The 18,800-nt window shown below is 44.5% G+C and carries 12 protein-coding genes; 4 read left to right on the top strand and 8 right to left on the bottom strand.

All coding sequences use genetic code 11. The features are described 5' to 3' along the window. Positions 1 to 41: 41 nt before the first annotated feature. Together QL919_RS03425 and guaA are read right to left on the bottom strand one after the other, a co-directional pair. Complete coding sequence (locus QL919_RS03425; RefSeq protein WP_102076599.1) at positions 42 to 1,028, bottom strand: hypothetical protein; 987 nt, start codon at positions 1,026 to 1,028, stop codon at positions 42 to 44. 48 nt (positions 1,029 to 1,076) lie between these two features. After that, positions 1,077 to 2,696 carry a glutamine-hydrolyzing GMP synthase gene (gene guaA / locus QL919_RS03430; protein ID WP_290188193.1) on the bottom strand — a complete coding sequence of 540 codons (1,620 nt, stop codon included), beginning with the start codon at positions 2,694 to 2,696 and terminating at the stop codon, positions 1,077 to 1,079. Positions 2,697 to 3,284: 588 nt separating this feature from the next. Here guaA and QL919_RS03435 point away from each other — a divergent pair. From QL919_RS03435 to QL919_RS03445, 3 genes are all read left to right on the top strand, one after another. Then, positions 3,285 to 5,048 carry an FAD-binding oxidoreductase gene (locus QL919_RS03435; protein WP_290188194.1) on the top strand — a complete coding sequence of 588 codons (1,764 nt, stop codon included), beginning with the start codon at positions 3,285 to 3,287 and terminating at the stop codon, positions 5,046 to 5,048. A gap of 95 nt (positions 5,049 to 5,143) precedes the next feature. Further along, the gene (locus QL919_RS03440; RefSeq protein WP_290188195.1) at positions 5,144 to 6,823 is read left to right on the top strand and encodes a glycerol-3-phosphate dehydrogenase/oxidase; all 1,680 of its coding nucleotides are present in this window, start codon (positions 5,144 to 5,146) and stop codon (positions 6,821 to 6,823) included. Between the two features lie 165 nt (positions 6,824 to 6,988). Then, positions 6,989 to 8,557 (top strand): FGGY-family carbohydrate kinase, encoded by a 1,569-nt coding sequence (locus tag QL919_RS03445; RefSeq protein ID WP_290188196.1) that lies wholly within the window; start codon positions 6,989 to 6,991, stop codon positions 8,555 to 8,557. Between the two features lie 78 nt (positions 8,558 to 8,635). Here the strand turns inward: QL919_RS03445 and QL919_RS03450 are convergent, their stop codons facing one another. Continuing rightward, positions 8,636 to 9,799: a MalY/PatB family protein gene (locus QL919_RS03450; protein ID WP_290188197.1), complete on the bottom strand. Its 1,164-nt coding sequence runs from the start codon at positions 9,797 to 9,799 to the stop codon at positions 8,636 to 8,638. Positions 9,800 to 9,832: 33 nt separating this feature from the next. Beyond that, the gene (locus tag QL919_RS03455) at positions 9,833 to 10,639 is read right to left on the bottom strand and encodes a crotonase/enoyl-CoA hydratase family protein (RefSeq protein ID WP_290188198.1); all 807 of its coding nucleotides are present in this window, start codon (positions 10,637 to 10,639) and stop codon (positions 9,833 to 9,835) included. A 242-nt stretch (positions 10,640 to 10,881) separates the two neighbouring features. On the opposite strand from QL919_RS03455, the gene rlmF reads away from it, so the two are divergent. Continuing rightward, positions 10,882 to 11,934: a 23S rRNA (adenine(1618)-N(6))-methyltransferase RlmF gene (gene rlmF / locus QL919_RS03460; RefSeq protein WP_290188199.1), complete on the top strand. Its 1,053-nt coding sequence runs from the start codon at positions 10,882 to 10,884 to the stop codon at positions 11,932 to 11,934. A 107-nt stretch (positions 11,935 to 12,041) separates the two neighbouring features. Here the strand turns inward: rlmF and QL919_RS03465 are convergent, their stop codons facing one another. From QL919_RS03465 to recF, 4 genes are all read right to left on the bottom strand, one after another. Further along, positions 12,042 to 12,671: a manganese efflux pump gene (locus QL919_RS03465; RefSeq protein WP_290188200.1), complete on the bottom strand. Its 630-nt coding sequence runs from the start codon at positions 12,669 to 12,671 to the stop codon at positions 12,042 to 12,044. A gap of 85 nt (positions 12,672 to 12,756) precedes the next feature. Further along, a complete protein-coding gene (locus QL919_RS03470) occupies positions 12,757 to 14,238 on the bottom strand; it encodes a DUF6880 family protein (protein WP_290188201.1) in 1,482 nt (493 codons plus the stop codon). Positions 14,239 to 14,356: 118 nt separating this feature from the next. Next, entirely contained in the window at positions 14,357 to 16,972 is a 2,616-nt protein-coding gene (gene gyrB / locus QL919_RS03475; protein ID WP_290188202.1) for a DNA topoisomerase (ATP-hydrolyzing) subunit B, read from the bottom strand. Between the two features lie 517 nt (positions 16,973 to 17,489). Next, entirely contained in the window at positions 17,490 to 18,719 is a 1,230-nt protein-coding gene (gene recF, locus QL919_RS03480) for a DNA replication and repair protein RecF (protein ID WP_290188203.1), read from the bottom strand. Between the last annotated feature and the right edge of the window lie 81 nt (positions 18,720 to 18,800).

Below are 18,800 nucleotides of genomic sequence, written 5' to 3' on the forward strand. Positions count from 1 at the left end.
AGTTGAGTGTTTTAACTAAAGAGAAGTGCCGCTAAATCAAATTATTTTTTCTTCTTTTTCTCAGCACGTTTTTTCTCAATCAGGGTTTGAGCGGTAGTATTTTCTTCCCACCAATCGCCCATATCTTGCCAGTAGAGATAAGCCTGCTCTTTACCACCAATTTCGATACCATAACTATTGATACCCATACCGCGTGGTCTAGGATGACGCTTTTTAAGAATTTCATGCGCCACTTCAGGCAAGTTATCTTTTGCGATATCCCACTCTTTTTCAGCCTTATCTAATTTATCTTGATAACAGTAAGCCAGCACCTTACCGAAAGCGATATTTGCAAGCATATCCTCTGGATAGTTGTCGCAAATTCGAATTATTTTCTGATACTCTTCGGTAAACATGTACCATTCTATCAGCGCTTCACGCATACCTAGGTTGTCATTAGGGCAAACTTGTAGCAGCCTTTCTCCCTGCTCGCAGGCTTCATCAAAGCTCATATTGTCAGCATAGACATTTGCCAGCTGAAACAGCGCTCGCAAAAAGGGACGGTTCTCCATGATGCCCCATGGCAGCTTACTTTTTTGCCAATTAAAGTTTTTGGGGAAATACTCTAAGTATAGGCGCATACATTCGCGGCTACTCAATAGTGCTAAAAAGCTGTCATCATGCTGCTCACACAAAAATGCTAAGTTAAAGTAAGCATCAGGGTCATTCATATTCTCTAATACTAAAAACTGAGCAATATCACGAGCCACTTCATAACCTTCTTTCTCCAGCGTCATCTGTATCACTTGGAATGAGGTTGGCGGCTGCTCATCAAAGTCTTGCACAATTTCATGCTGAAATTTGGTCATGACTTCATTCATAATATCGTTGATATCACGACCTCTTTTTACCTCGGCATCTACAAAGGCTTTTATTTTAAGATTAAGCGCTCTACCAGCGCCAAGCGCATTTGATCTATTGTCAGCCGACTTATCGCTAACGTCATCTTCAAACATCCACTCGTTTTGTCCCACATGAACCAGTTTCATAGTCCATCACTCCTTTGCGTTGATATTACAATCATAGCATATGAATAATTATTCCCACTCAATCGTCGCCGGCGGCTTACTCGACACATCATACGTCACGCGAGATACTTCCGCGATTTCATTCATGATGCGATTCGATACTGTCTCGATCAAATCATACGGTAGATGGGCAAAGCGCGCGGTCATAAAGTCTACAGTTTCAACGGCACGTAGCGCGATGACCCACGCATAGCGGCGGCCATCACCGACCACGCCGACCGATTTGATTGGTTGGAATACGGCAAAGGCTTGCGCGGTCTTGTCATACCAGCCTGAACGCTCAAGCTCCTGCATAAAGATAGCGTCAGCGAGGCGCAAGACATCGGCGTATTCTTTTTTCACTTCGCCAAGGATTCGCACGCCCAAACCTGGACCTGGGAATGGATGACGATAGATCATTTTGGCAGGTAAGCCAAGCGTGATACCAAGTTTACGCACTTCATCTTTAAATAGATCGCGTAATGGCTCAACCAATTCAAACGCCAAGTCATCTGGCAAACCGCCAACGTTATGATGGCTCTTAATGACGTGTGCTTTACCTTGATGTGACTTAGCAGATTCGATCACGTCTGGGTAAATCGTACCCTGTGCTAAGAACTCAACAACTTTACCATCGCTCTGCTCGCTCACTTGACGCGCACTATCAGCGAACACGTCGATGAAGGTTTTACCAATGATTTTGCGTTTTTTCTCTGGATCAGACTCGCCTGCTAGCGCATCTAAGAACAAATCTTCGGCATCAACACGGATGACTTTTACGCCCATGTTTTCTGCAAAAACTTGCATGACCTGATCGCCTTCATGCAGACGTAGCAGACCATTATCCACAAACACACAAGTCAGCTGATCGCCAATGGCTTTGTGCAATAGTGCTGCAACGACTGAGCTGTCCACGCCGCCCGATAGTCCGAGCAATACTTGCTTGTCACCGATTTGCTCTTTTAACTGTGCCACGCGCATATCGACGATATTGTCTGGCGTCCAATCACCCGCACAGTCGCAAATCTGATGTACGAAACGACCCAATAACGCTTGACCTTGTAGAGTGTGCGTCACTTCAGGATGGAACTGTAGACCATAGTACTGTTTGGCATCATCGGCCATAATCGCAATCGGACAGCTTGGCGTACTGGCGATAATATCGAAACCTTGTGGCGCTTCAATGACCTTATCGCCATGACTCATCCACACATCTAGCTTGGCGGTGTTGTTTTCCGTCACGCTATCTTCAATACCATCAGTGAGCTGCGACTGACCATTAACTTCAATCGTCGCTGCGCCAAACTCATGGATATCACTGGCATGAACCTGCCCGCCAAAACGATCCGCCATTGCCTGCATACCGTAGCAAATGCCCAGTACTGGTACACCAAGCTCAAATACCGCCTCGTTGATACGTGGGCTATTCTCTGCATGAACGCTCTCAGGACCACCCGATAGGATGACGCCTTTGGCACCAAAATCATGGATACGCTGAGTGTCGATGTCGTAAGGGAACATCTCACAGAAAACGCCAGAATCGCGCACACGGCGAGCGATTAACTGGCTGTACTGCGAGCCAAAATCGAGAATGAGTATACGGTCTTGCTTGATAGTAGGTAATGCAGGAGTGGCAGCGGCAGTGGTCATAAATCGATGTCCATCAAGAAAAATTAGTGCCCTATTTTAACAAGTTTGCGCCCATTAATGGCTATTAGATGGTTAATTATTCACGTTTTTTGCGAGTTATTGATGGTTATGAATATTTATTGATAGCGAATACTGATATTAAGGATTATTTGAATGTTATAAAGACAAGAGTCAAAAGAGAAAGGTAGCAATTTTAAGAGTTAATAAAGGACATAACGAGAGTTTGTTAATTCATCAGAATGCAACAATCATGCTTACCGTATGAATTTTTATTATACAAATGACGAGTTTGTATAAATTTTTCGTTTATATTGTGCTATGCTCAGAGAATAAGCAATTTGGCTTTAACACGATAGATTTAGCAGGGTTGGTTCAAGCTAATTATCAGTCGTTCAGCTATCGTTAAATTGCTCCTGATTATGAAAACCAGACCTAAATCTCACCCTAATAAAAGTGATAGTCGGTTCAAGATAGTTTGGATACAGGGAAGACGAGTGAAATGACTACAGGATAGTAGACTGCGCGCGCCTGACCCATGTCCGATTTATATAAAGTTTGACTATATAATAAATTGACAGGTATGTCCCTATGAGCAAAATAAAATCCCTTTTTAGTAAAAACTCCACCTCTACCGCAGTAGCCATCAATGATGCTGACAGCATCATTTTAGATACCCCTGCAAAAGATAACATCCTTACCGATGCATCCAATAGCATGTCCGGCAATACCCCTATTGAGCAGACACGCTGGAACGGCTGGGGCAATGTCAGTATCAATAAGAAAGTCTCGTCACATGGCGCAAAGCTGATCAAATCACATATCGGCAAAACCAAAAAACTCTCCTCTGTCAGCTTACAACAGGTACTAAAAACTGTGCCAAAATCGCGCCTGCCTGCTGCGATGACTAAGCTTGCAACCGTATCTATCGATAAAGAAGTGAGACTCAGACACGCACGCGGTCAAAGCTTCCCAGATTGGATAGCCATGCACAGCGGCGACTTTGAAGTGTTCCCTGACGGTGTTGCTTTTCCCGAATCGACCGCTGATGTCGAGACTTTATTGAAACTGGCTCACGATCACGACCTTATCGTCATTCCTTTTGGCGGCGGCACCTCAGTTGTTGGACATATCAATCCGCAAAAGGGCTCACGCCCGGTACTCACCATTGCCATGAGTAAGATGGATCAGCTTATCGATTTAGATACTGAGAGCCAAATTGCTACTTTTGGCGCGGGTACACAAGGGCCAGCGGTTGAAGCACAATTGGACGCACAGGGTTACCGCTTAGGACATTATCCGCAGTCTTGGGAGCTATCAACGCTTGGCGGTTGGATTGCCGCGCGCTCTAGTGGTCAGCAGTCATTGGGCTACGGGCGTATCGAGCAGATGTTTGCGGGCGGTACGTTGGTCACCCCGCAGGGTGTACTTAATATCGCTGATATTCCGGCGTCATCAGCAGGGCCTGATTTGCGCGAGATGTTGATGGGTACCGAAGGTCGTGCTGGTATTTTTACCGAAGTCAAAATGCGCGTACAGCCGCAGCCTGAGGAAGAACTATTTAAAGTGGCTTTCCTACCCAATTGGGAAGCTGGTAAAGAAGTACTTAGACAAGCCGTGCAAAAAAATGTTCGCTTGTCCATGCTACGTTTAAGTAATGCTGTCGAAACTGATGCGCATCTACATTTAGGCACGTCACCGAGCCAGTTTTTAGCCATTAGCACTTATCTAAAAGCGCGCGGGCTGAGCTCAGATAAGGTTATGCTCACTTACGGCGTATCAGGCGATAAGGCGCAGAATAAATTGGCGCTAACGCAGTTTAATAAGCTGTTGAAGCAGCATGGTAGTGTCACTGGTAAAATCACCGATATTATGGGTAGCGTGTGGGCGCATGGACGCTTTAAATTCCCTTACTTGCGTGGCACTTTATGGGACAAAGGCATCATGGTCGATACCTTTGAGACGGCAACAAACTGGAACAACATCGACGAGCAGATGCAGCAGATGCAAGAAGCGGTGAGAAACGCCTTGTCAGATGAAGGCGAAAACGTTATGGCCTTTACCCATATCTCACACGTCTATAAGCAAGGCGCTAGTCTTTATACCACCTACTTCTTTCGCGCAGCTAAAGACCACGCCACAACCTTAAAACGCTGGCAAAAAATCAAACAGGCAGCCAGTTTAAGTTTGGCCAATGGTACAGCCACGATATCGCATCAGCATGGCGTTGGCCGTGATCATGCGCCTTATCTAGCAGCTGAAAAAGGGAAGCTAGGCATTCAAGTGACTCATGACATGCTCAAAAGCCTAGACCCCGAACAGCGTATGAATCCGGGCGTTTTAATCGAAGATTAAAAGATTGAGGATTAAAAAGTGGCCTTAGCGCCATTAATTAACTTACGCATTTTATGTCATTGATTCTTTTAAATGTCATGTGAGATAGACCGTTTATGAACCCTACTAAGCAACATCAGCAACGTCAGCAAGCACTAGCGCCTTTATCTCATTGCTCGTCTCAAGTGAAACCTTGGGATATGCTGATTATTGGTGGCGGCATTACGGGTGCTGGGATTGCGCGCGAAGCGGCACGGCGCGGCTTGGCAGTATTATTAATTGAGCAAAAAGACTTTGCTTGGGGCACGTCCAGCCGCTCTAGTAAAATGGTACATGGCGGATTGCGCTATATTGCCTCGGGTGATTATAAGACCACCTTGCTTAGCGTTCGTGAGCGTGAACGTATGCTCAGTGAAGCAAGTGGCCTTGTGAATGAGATGCACTATGTTATGCCGCATTATAAAGGCAAGTTTCCACCGCCATGGATATTCAATACCTTGCTACGAGTTTACGATAGGCTTGCGGGTAAGCGTTATTTTACCTACTTTAAAAGAGAGGCTTTTTTAAGCCTAAATCCGCATATCAAGCAAGATAAGTTTTTGGGAGCCAGTCAATTTAGCGATGCGGTGACCGACGACTCGCGGCTGGTGATGCGCGTACTTGATGAGGCAATTAACGACGGCGCGCAGGCGATTAACTACCTAAAAGCAGAATCGTTGATTACCAATGAGCAAGGATTGGTGGTAGGCGCAACACTCAAAGATACCTCTTCTGAAGACAATGCTCATAGTAATGCTCAAAGTTACGATGTTTACGCCAAAGTGGTGGTCAGTGCCACAGGCGCTTGGGCGGATACCTTACGTATGCAGGCCAGTAAGCAAACTGAGCAAAGCTTTCATAAGCAAATCCGTCCGTCACGCGGTAGCCACTTGGTCGTAAGCAAAGAGCGTTTGCCAATTAAGCAAGCCTATACCTTTTTGCATCCTGTCGATAAAAGAGCGGTATTTGTCTTCCCGTGGGAAAATCGTACCGTCCTTGGTACTACCGACTTGGATCATCCGCCTTTGGACGATAGTGAAGTTGGTATTACTAACGAAGAGGTCGATTATTTATTAACTGCGACTAACGATCTTTTTAGTGATGCCGACCTTAATCGAGAAGATGTCATCAGTACGTGGGCAGGCGTGCGACCGCTGATTTCAGAAGGCGGCGATGGCAAGCGCGTAAGCCCAAGTAAAGAAAAACGCGACCATAGCGTGTGGCTCGATAATAATCTGGTGACCGTCAGCGGCGGCAAATTAACAACCTTTCGCCTTATTGCTTTAGATGTCCTTGAAAAGTGTCAAGAAGTGCTCGCGCTCGATAAATCTGTCATTCAAAATCAAACCATAGATGGCGATCACGTCTTTAGCGATACCACACCAACCCATCCTAAATTCACCGCTTTACCAAAAGCTCTACAACAACGCTTGCAAGGGTTTTACGGCTTACAGCTTGATACTCTCCTAGAGCTAGCGCATGACGAAGATTTGGCTTATATCACCGACAGCAATACCATTTGGGCAGAGATTCGTTTTGCCGCGCGGCATGAGCAGGTTATTCATTTAGATGATTTATTACTGCGACGTACACGCTTGGGTTTAATCCTACCGCATGGCGCAATGACGCCGCTTATCAGCACAAGACTAAAGCAAATATGTCAGCAAGAGCTCGGCTGGAATGAGCAAAAATGGCAACAAGAAGTTGCTCGCTATCAGGACTTGTGGCAGCGCTACTACCATTTGCCTGCGGCTTAGCGCTTTTCTATTATATTAATAGTAATTGCTACTGGTATAATTTTTCCTTGCTTGTTGTGCCTACGCAGACAAAGGCTGCGTAAAATTTACACCAGTAGCAAGCGATAATCATAGTGTGTTTTTATTTTGAGCTATCTATCTATTTTTACATAGTTAAGGACGACTATGACCACTAACTTTGATGCACCTATTTATTTCTTAGCCATTGATAATGGTACGCAAAGTGTCAGAGCACTTATCTTTGATCAGTTTGGCACTGAGATTGCCAAAGCACGCGTCCCTATTGAACCCTATTTTTCTACTCAGCCCAATTTTGCCGAGCAACATGCCGATTATTATTGGCAAAAGCTAAGCGAGGCTTGTCAGCAACTGTGGCACACCAGCGCTATAAGCCCTGAGCAAATCGCAGGCGTCAGTCTCGCCACCCAGCGCTATACCATGATATGCCTGGATAAAGACAAGCAGCCGCTGCGTCCTGCTATTGTTTGGATGGATTTGCGTCGCGGCGAAACCAACGATATTGGTTTTCTGAGCCCACTAACCAAAATTATTGGTATGGGCGAACTGACACAAGAGGCGCAGCAAAAAGCCCGCTGTAATTGGCTTGCACACCATGAGCCAGAGATGTGGGCAAAGACCGCCCATTACGTCAATCTATCTGCTTACCTGACCTATCAACTCACAGGCGAATTAGCCGATTCCACTGGTCATGCCCTAGGCTATCTGCCTTATGACTATAAAGCGCAAACATGGCTAAAACCTAAAGATCTTAAATGGCGTTTATTCAGCTGTCGACCTGAGCAAATGCCTAAGATAGTGCCGCCAGGTCAGCCACTTGGCCATATCAGCGCAAAGGCAGCTAAAGCCACAGGGATTTTAGAGGGCACGCTGATGATTGCTGCCGCTAGCGATAAAGCTTGCGAAGCGTTGGGTTCGGCAGGTCTGGCAGCAGATACTGCCTGTTTAAGCTTTGGTACTACTGCGACTATTAACACCACCTCGAGCAATTACGTCGAAATCCTTAAGCACATGCCCGCCTACACTGCTGCTGCGCCAAACTACTACAACCACGAGTATATGATTTATCGCGGCTTTTGGATGGTCAGCTGGTTTAAAGAGCAATTTGCTCACTATGAAGAGCAGCTGGCAAAGACGCAAGGCATCGATACCGAAAAGCTCCTCGATCAGGCAGTTAAAGATATTCCGGCCGGTTGTATGGGGCTGATGATGCAGCCGTATTGGTCACCCGGCGTCCGTCATCCGGGGCTTGAAGGTAAAGGCGCGCTCATTGGTTTTGGCGATGTGCACACACGGGCGCACGTTTACCGCGCTATCTTGGAAGGGCTGGCTTACGAGCTTAAGCTTGGCTTTGATACCATTGAAAAACGCACGGGCAAAACCATCAAACACCTGCGGGTCTCAGGCGGCGGCTCGCAAAGTGACTCAGCGATGCAGCTTACTGCCGATATCTTTGGTATGCCCGCTTATCGCCCGCACACTTACGAGGCTTCAGGCTTGGGCGCTGCCATCAACTGCGCAGTCGGAATCGGCGTCTATCCCGATCATGCGGTTGCAAGTGAGGCAATGACCCATTTGGGCGATGAGTTCATCCCTATTGAGGCCAACGTCCAACTCTACAAACGCCTTTATAATGAAGTTTATCTAAAAATGTATGAGCGCCTAAAACCTTTATATCAAAGCATCCAAGATATTACTGGGTATCCTGCCAGATAATATAAAACGTCTGCGCAGCATAGTTTTAGCATTGACTAGGCATTTTTACTTTCGTAACTGGTTAACCGTCCTTATTGTTTAAGGAGTGCTATTCAAAGCGCTATGAACACGATTTAATCCCTCTATCAATAGCGCCTCAGGACAAGCAACATTCAGGCGCATTTTTAGATGCCCCTCCGCGCCATATTTAATCCCTGCATTGAGCTCAACTTTCGCCGCGCGCAGTTTGTCATAAAGCACCTGATTATCTTGCGCATATGCCGAGCAATCGAGCCAAATTAAATACGAGGCTTCTGGGCGCATAATCTTAATGTCAGGCAGATACTGCTCTAAAAAGCTAATGGCTAAGTCAATATTGGCTTCGATATAATGAAGCGCCTGCTCCAGCCATTCTCCGCCCTCTTCATAAGCGCTACGCATTACTTCATAAGCAAATAAATTGAGCTCATATTCATCATTTAACTGCTGCTGCTGACTTATTTTTTTGATTAATGAATTATCTTTAGCAAATATCATCGAGCCTTTAATACCCGCTATATTAAAGGTCTTAGTCATTGAGGTTAGACTAACGACGTTATGCGCGTAACCTGCTGCTTCTGCCAATTTTAAAAAAGGCGTAAAGGTATGACCACTCAAGGTTAAATCTTGATGAATCTCATCACTAACAACCGCTACATCATGCTTTTTGCAAAGCGCAAGCAGCGCCTCCAGCTCATCGGTCGTCCACACGCGTCCGCCAGGATTGTGCGGATTGCATAATAAATACAGCTTAACCTTATGCTCGATTATCTTAGCTTCGATATCAGCCAAATCTAAATAATACTTACCATCGACTTCCTTCAATAGCGATGTCACAAGCGCGTGACCATTTTGCTCAACCTTAGTCATAAAAGGCGTATAAATGGGGTCATTAACCAGTACCGCATCGCCTACTTCAGTAAAGACGTTCATCATCAGTGCTAAGCTTGGCACAACGCCCGGCGAAAACAAGATATTCTGCTTATCGAGTAGCAAGCCATAACGACTGCTATGCCACTGAATAATCGAATCATACAAAGCCGCAGTCGGTTTGGTATAACCCAATATGCCATGCTGCGTAACTTGCTCAATCGTGTTTAAAATAGGCTGTGCGGCCTTAAAGTCCATATCCGCCACCCATAGCGGAATCGTGTCATCAAAGTAATGCCATTTAACTGAACCGGTATTACGTCTATCAATTATTTCATCGAAGTTGTATTGCACCACTATTCTCCTAAGGGGAAAATCTTTGAATAACTAACGTCCCTTAAACTCAGCTTCCCTTCTCTCAACCATCGCCATCGCTCCCTCTTTCGCATCTTCTGAATGAAATAAAGGCGGTAAATAGCCATGGATATTTGCTAGCGCCGCTTTTGCACCGTTACGACTGGCATCTTGTGCTGAGGACAGCAATCCTTGTACGCCAAGCGGAGCCGCTTTACATATCTCTTGAGCAATAGTCATTGCTCGATTATATTCTTCGCCACTTTCGACTACCTCACTGACCAGATTTAGACTATCCGCAGTTTGTGCACCAAAGGCTTTACCAGTGAGCAAATACGGCATGGCTTTTTGCCAACCTGCTGCTGCGACGAAACGTACCGTTGCGCCGCCAAACGGCATGATACCGCGCTGGACTTCCATTTGTGCAAAGTTGCAGTTATCACTTGCGATAACCACATCACTATTTAGCATTAATTCAATCCCCGCGGTAAAGCAGGTTCCTTGTACCGCGACGACCACAGGTTTGCTGCGTAATTTGCCACCGATTCCCCATGGATCAATCTCGTTATCATTAAACTCAAACGCGCCTTTATCCCACTTATCTTGAAGCTCCATCAAATCAAGTCCGGCGGTAAAGTGCTCACCATAAGCAAATATGAGCGCACAACGTAAGTTATTGTCATTTTCATAACGCGTCAGTGCTTCGGATAGCTGTTTAATCATATGGCTATCAAAGGCATTGCGTTTATCAGCGCGATTGAGCCCGATTAGGCAGATATAGCCGTCGGTTTCATAGGTGATGCGGTTATCGGTACTGGATTTATTACTTTCCGTTGTCATATTTTTATCCTTTTAAATGTATTATCATCATCTGCTGCGCTTATAAAATAGCCGCTTTATGCTCATTTGGCTTAGTTTCAATATAGACACCCCCATGCGATAACGCAAGGACAGATATACGCACACAGGCAGATTGCGATTCTTATTTGCTATAGGCAAATCAGTAGCCATGGATAAACCGATAGACGGGCGTGAAATCTGCTAAACTGGATGATTATATTCAAACATCGCAGTCCGAAACTATGACCAGTAAGCCCAGCACCAATACATCAAACGCCCGTAGAGTAAATGCTAACACTCATCGCAATCGCTCACCTGAGACCGCCAAAAAACTCGGCAAGCTACACCCACGCAATCCGCACCAAGGGCGCTATGACTTTGCGCTATTGACCCGTGCCCTGCCGGAATTGGCTAAGCACACCATCACTAACCCGAAAGGTGAGCCGACGATTAACTTCTCTGATAGTGAGGCGGTACGCGTCCTCAATCAAGCGTTGCTCGCGCATTACTATGGCGTGAAGTTTTGGGATATTCCAGAAGGCTATCTCTGCCCGCCGATACCAGGTCGCGCAGATTACATCCATTATATTGCTGATTTACTCGCGCAAACCAGCCATGTAAATGCCGATAATACCCCGCCGACTGGTAAAGAGATTCACGCCCTCGATATTGGTACCGGTGCCAGTGCTATTTATCCAATTATTGGCAGTCAAAGCTACGGTTGGCGTTTTACCGCCAGTGATATCGACCCTATTTCGGTCAATACCGCCGCGCTGATTTGTGACGCGAATCCAAAGCTAAAAGGCGCGGTTAAAGTCAAACTGCAATCCAATCCTAAGCAGTTTTTTGCTAGTATTATCGGTCGTCAAGATTACTTCGATGTGGTGGTTTGCAACCCTCCATTCCATGCTTCATTAGAAGAAGCGATGGAAGCCAACACCCGTAAGCAGCACAATCTACAAAGGCACCGCGGTAAAAATAAAAACGAGCAAGTCAGCCGACATTCAACCAAGACTGGTAATGCTGCACAAAACCTAAACTTCGGTGGTCAGCATAAAGAACTATGGAGTGAAGGCGGCGAGATTGCATTTTTGACCAACATGATAAAAGAGAGTCAAAACTTCGCTGAGCATGTTGGTTGGTTTACTACTCTCGTCTCCAAGTCTGAAAACGTTAAACCATTACAGTTATTGTTAAAGCAACTTGATGTCGCTCAAATGCGCATCATTGAGATGAGCCAAGGGCAAAAAAACACTCGCGTATTAGCCTGGCGTTTCAACACTGATGATGAGTAATCGTTGGTCATATAAATAAAAAGTTTCACGTGAAACCAAAAAAAGCACCGCTCTGGACTCTAGAGCGGTGCTTTTTATTGAGAAACAAGATGAGACAAAGTAGTTTTTTAGGCGAAAAACATAATTTTTAGTCCAATTGCGATAAGCACCAATCCGCCCAACGCTTCCGCCTTATCTTCTAACCACGTGCCTGAGCGCCAACCTAAATAAACACCGAACAACCCAAATCCAGCGGTTACTAGCGCAATAATTAAACAGGCCAACCACGCGTTAAGCGCCAATAAATTAAGGGTAAAGCCTGCCGCCATGGCATCAATACTGGTCGCAATTGCCAGCGTAAACATGGTGCGATGATTGATACCGCTGTTTCCACTATCTATAACGGCAACTGTATCACCAGTCGTATCAATATCATCGGCTTTTAGGTGAAGGGCGCTGTCTACCGCATCTTCTTCGTCGTCAGCGAAAACCTCATAGAGCATCTTACCACCAAGGCCGATAAGTATAATACCTCCTATCCAAGGCGCAGCAGCAGCCAACCAACCTAAGAGTGCCGCGCCTAACAAATAGCCAATGAGTGGCATCACACCCTGCGCAATACCAAAATATAAGGCAGCATAGACCGCTAAACGCCATAAATATTGCTTACTCTGTTTTTGCGACTTAGCACCCAGTCCAATCGAAACTGCGAACGCGTCCATGGCTAAAGCGATAGCGAGTAAAACTACTTCAATCATTGGTTCTCTACTTTATATTTGATATGGTGAGTATTTATGGTGGTTTGTTTCACGTGAAACCTTTATTCTGATTTATAATTAAATATTAATTTTCAACCCTCTCCCAAAAGCTGTATTTTTTACCATGCTTTTGTATCAGTGCTCTAGTATAGGCTTGAGGCGTAATAAGGTCATTGTAACCTCTATTCATTTTACTGACTAAAAAATCTAACTGAAATAGCTTTTTATAATATCGCGCAGCGTGACCATAGGCTTTGGTGCGAGCATTATCTAAAATATCGTCTAATAGACTGCGATAAATAATCACTTGGAGTAAATCTGTCTCGGCTGGCAACTCCTTTAACAGCTGGGTCAGTGTTATGTAATGCAAATCGGTAAATTCAGTATGACGTTTAACGGCTATTTTGTTAGCAAAATCAACCTCGCCAAGCGCTAACAAAAGCGATATTGCCGTCACTACCTCGTCTTGTTGAGCTGCTAACTCATAAGATTTTTTGCGCCAGTAAGCTTGCTGAGCAGGAGTAGCAATAGCCATAACAGCTTTTAGACGCCTCACAGAAGGTTGTAACTCAAACGCCTCTCCTAATACTTTTAATTGTGCTTCAATATCGTTTTGTTGTTCATATATTTGATTCAATAATTCCAAGCGCTTAAGCTTGTATTGTAAGTCGTCGCTTTGCCACTCATCCGTCAAGTGGCCTAAAGCTAAATTATAGGCTTCAGCGTCCATCAAAAACTCTATCAAATCAACTAAGTATCGTGGATGAAGCGGACGTTTAGGATGAATTTCACGATAAATAACCTCAAACAATCCCACATCGCCTAGTGCTTTTGCTACCTCTTCAAGCGCACTCTCGATCCTACTTTTTTCCTGACTGATGGTATAATCTACTTCATAATCCCGTTTCTTAAAGCCCTTAGTCGCTTCTTTATGATCTGCTTCCTTTATAAGTATTGTCTCATATTCTTGTTGATAGTCACTTATCAATCCACGTATTTCAGGCTCTGAAAACAACTGACCAATACCTGCTAGTAAGTTATCTTTGGTGCCATAGTCATTATCATCATCCATTGCTTTTACTTTCTCTAACCAAGCGTGGCTTAATATATCTTGTTCATCGACCGGCAATATCTGCTTTTCTTGCTGATAACAAGTAGCAGCAACCTTCAGCCAAGATGATGTAAGGCTTCGATATAGATCGCCAATCTCACCATATGAGTCATCAACGCGTTCTAAGCTAGAGTCGGTTGAGTCAATAAACAGCTCAAGCAAATCCAAGCATGCTTTTGGTCGCTCAGGGTAGAGACTCATCACATCATCAGCCAAATAATGTAGCTCAGTCACAAAATCGCTGTATTCCCAGTAATCCAGAAACTTACGCCGCCTTCTAAGCCCTTTTAAGTTCGAAGTGAGTTTTTTGATAAGTTTAGGTTTGTCTGACTGTAGTAGCAGGCGTTCAATCTTTTTGTCTAGCAACTTATCCACTCCATACACGTCAGACACAAAATCAACCAAAGTGGCCTTTGGCAGTTGCGACAGACTTCTTTTTTGTGTGGTGTCTAACATCGTTACTCTCCCTGTTATGTTTCACATGAAACAAAAAAAAGCCACCTTGCTGACAAGATGACTTTAAATATTCACTGATAACAGATTAAAACGCAACCTTTAAACTAAATATTAGAAGTTAAATATCTAAATTAGAAACCGTTAACGCGTTTTCTTCAATAAAGATACGGCGCGGCTCGACATGATCACCCATCAGACAGGTAAACATATGATCAGCAGCGATGGCATCTTCAATAGTGACACGTAGCATACGACGGTTTTCAGGATCCATCGTCGTATCCCAAAGCTGATCGGCGTTCATCTCCCCTAGCCCTTTATAGCGCTGGATTGCCAGACCACGACGCGCATCTAGCATCATCTGTTGCCAGAGATAGTCGAAATCACGTATCGGGATATCTTTCGTCGTGCCCGCACTTGCTTCACGACGAATAAACGCGTCATCTTCAAGCAAGGTATTCCATTCAGCAGATAAGCGTAGCAGCTTGCTATATTCGCCTGAATTGATAAAGCTAGAATCAAGCAAGTAATGATGTGCTAACTGGTGCACATAAACGGTTATGCGCGGTAGCCACTGTGCTTTAGTGGATAAAGTATCACTATCAAACCCTTCGCCTTCTTCAGCTTCTACTACTGGCTTCATACCCAATAAGTCAGCAGCAGCAGCATCCATGTTTTTTGGTTGCGGTGCATGAATGTTAACCAACTCAATCTCAGGACTCAAATCACTACCGAAGTGATCCAACTGAGTTTGCATGGCCTCTTTCCATGCCTCCATAGCAGACTTGTCATAAGTCATATCAGTGCTAAGCTTTGGAGTATGCGTTAAAGCATCCAAAATGACGGCTGGAAAACGAATCTGCAAACGGGCTTTGATCAGCTGCGTTTGGTTATAGTCATTCAGTAGCGTCTCAAGCGCCTGACCCGTAATAGCAGGGGCATCTGCACTGATATGTAGCTTAGTATTATCAATTGTCGACGATAATAGATAGGCTTTAAGTGCTTCATCATCTTTTAGATAGAGCTCTTGGCGACCTTTTTTGACTTTATAAAGCGGTGGCTGTGCGATATAAATATAGCCACGCTCGATCAGCTCTGGCGTTTGACGGAAGAAAAAGGTCAACAGTAGCGTACGAATATGTGACCCATCAACGTCCGCATCGGTCATGATGATAATTTTGTGATAGCGTACTTTATCAGGGTTATATTCATCAGGACCAATACCGCAACCAAGCGCGGTAATCAAGTTACCTACCTCAGCAGACGATAGCATCTTGTCAAAACGTGCACGTTCGACGTTTAAAATTTTACCTTTCAGTGGCAAAATCGCTTGAGTCTTACGGCTACGGCCTTGCTTCGCCGAACCACCCGCAGAGTCACCCTCCACTATGTAGAGTTCTGATAATGCTGGATCTTTTTCTTGGCAATCTGCCAACTTACCTGGCAGACCAGCGATATCCAAAGTCGTCTTACGACGCGTCATCTCACGTGCCTTACGAGCTGCATCACGCGCACGAGCTGCATCGATAATCTTATTAGCAATTGCCTTACCAGCAGTTGGGTTTTCTAACAGATAATCATTAAACTTATCATGCATTGCTGATTCAACAGCAGATTTCACTTCGCTTGATACCAACTTGTCTTTGGTTTGACTGGAGAACTTAGGGTCAGGTACTTTAACCGATACAATTGCGGTCAAGCCTTCACGTGCATCATCACCGGTCGCAACCACTTTTTCTTTTTTGAATAAGTTCTCACGATCCATATAGCTATTTAGACCACGCGTCAATGCTGAGCGAAAGCCAGATAAATGCGTACCACCATCACGTTGTGGGATATTATTGGTAAAGCACAATACTTTTTCGTTATACGTATCTGTCCACTGTAGTGCGACTTCAACAGCGATGCCATCATCTTGCTCACTGACAAAATGAAACACTTCATTGATGCCGTCTTTACCCGCATTGATATAGCTGACAAATTCTGACAGACCACCTTTGTGTTCAAACTCATGACGCTTATCAATACGCTCATCAGTTAAAACAATGCGCACACCTGAGTTTAAAAAAGACAGCTCACGTAAGCGCTTAGCTAAAATATCATACTCAAAGATAGTGCCTGTAAAAACATCATTGCTTGGGTAAAAACGAATTTGCGTGCCTGTTTTATCCGTTGCTTCCATTTGCTGAATATCAGCATCAGGAACACCATCAGTGTAAGTCTGATGATAATGATAGCCTTCACGCCAGATATTCATCTCAAGCTTTTTAGATAAAGCGTTAACAACAGAAACCCCGACCCCATGTAGACCGCCTGAGACCTTGTAACTGTTATCATCGAACTTACCACCAGCATGCAACACTGTCATAATAACCTGCGCCGCTGACACCCCTTCTTCTGGATGGATATCGACAGGCACACCGCGACCATTATCCATGACACTGACCGACTCATCTTCGTGGATGATAATATCAATCTGATCACAGTGCCCAGCCAGCGCTTCATCGATAGAGTTATCCACTACCTCAAAGACCATGTGATGCAAGCCTGTGCCATCGTCAGTATCACCGATATACATACCAGGACGCACGCGCACCGCTTCTAAACCACGCAATACACGGATATCTTTAGAGCTATAATCAGAAGGTAGGCCTTCAGGAGTCACATTTGGGGCAGACGCTTCAGCAACACTGCCTACTGTCAATTGCTCGTGGTCGTTAGATAATGAATCACTCATGTACATTCCTTAATCTAGCCATAATCAGCCGTTTGTCATTGGTTCACCACTACGATGAGACCTCATGACGTTATATTAAATCTAGTCTATAGAATTAACATCTGCAGCGCATGTCGTTAGCTAAAGCATGATTAATTTGTGCTTTGTGAAAGACTCATCACCTTAAGCAACCACGCCTCATTTTTTGATATTAGCTTTTGCTTTTTTATATAATATCGAAGCTAAAGAAAAAATAAAACGTTTTATTTATCAAATACTTAGACACGCATAGAATATTAAAACCTTCTGTACAACGCTACAAAACAACTTGCTGAGAATAGGACAAAAATAAAGCTCTATTTTAGCATTTTTTTGGCTCTAAGTCACTGTTTACTGGTCGTTTTATTGCTTTTGACAGCTATAATAAGTTGGTCGACACTTTAGAAGATAATTGGATAGGTGTAGAGGATTTATAAGGCGGTAAACTTGCTAATAAGAGAGAAAAGCTAGCATTGGTTGATGGATAGATAGCAAGGCTCTATTGGGTAGGAAAAATCTGACCTTGTTTCACATGAAACACACTGGGGTTTTTCCACAACTCTTTAACTAACGGTACGATATCATCCGTTAAACTGGTCATAAACACCTGACAAGGCAGTGTTGCTAAAGTGGATAATAGTATTTCTATCGCCGTGCTGTCTAGCTCGGCGGTAATATCATCAAGTAATACTACTGGAGTGGCTCTGGTACTACATTCACCAATAGATAAGTCAGCAGTCTGTTCAGCATTGAGCAGCAACGGCAGCTGCGATAAACGCAAGGCGGTTATTAATAGTTTTTTCTCACCGCGAGACAGTATGTTAGCCGCCTGCTCTTTTAATACTGTTTGTTTGGTATTAACTTCTACTTGTGACAGGTTATTTGAGTCCACAGTAGCACTTTTTGAATCGCTGCTGATAGCTGCTGCAAAATCACTGGAGCGCCAATGCACATGGATATCAGCACGGTGGTTACCAATCCGTGTATAACCCAGTTGCAAGTCTTGTTCTAATCGCTCGTTAAGCTGCACATCTAGCGCTACACTAGTATCATAACCAGCACTGTAGGTTAAGCTCAGTTGCTCAGCATAAGCAGGCAATAATTGCGCAATACTGTCAGCAAAATAAGGCTGCCACTCCATAAATATTCGTTCGCGATAATGGTGAATAAGAGCCGCATGACTGCTTAGCCCCTTGTCCCATGAATGTAGCTCAGCAAGCTGCACTTGTGTCAAATGCCGCGCCCTTTTTAACAAACTATTGCGCTGTTTTAATAGCCGTTGATAAGCAACCCATTGTGGGTGAAACCCCTGTTTCATGTGAAACACCAGCCAATCTAATAACTGGCGGCGACTGGCACTACCCTGCTCTAACATATCCATCGTAGAGGGGTCTATCAATAGCGTCGGCAGTTGCTCGGTTAAAACACTTTGATTGTAAACAGTGGCTTGATTAAGACGCAACAGTGTTGTCGCATCAGCTTGCTTTTGAATGGCCAATGTACTGCTACCATTGAGTTTAGCATGTACAGTGGCAGATGTTTGATGGTGCTGTATATAGCGTTTTGGTTGATGATGGCGGAAGCTTTTTCCTCTTGATAACAAAAATATTGCTTCAAGTAGTGATGTTTTGCCACTGCCATTGGCACCGATAACCACATTGCAAGCGGCAGACTGAAGATTAACTTGCGTCAGATTACGTAGATTAGATATTTGCAGACGTTCAATCATAATACCGATAGCCGCCTATAGAAACTGCCCGCAAAAAAGCAGGCAAAAGTCAATTTATATAAAAAACTTGTAAAAAAGCTG

The sequence above is a fragment of the Psychrobacter sp. APC 3426 genome, from assembly GCF_030408035.1.
GTDB lineage: Bacteria > Pseudomonadota > Gammaproteobacteria > Pseudomonadales > Moraxellaceae > Psychrobacter.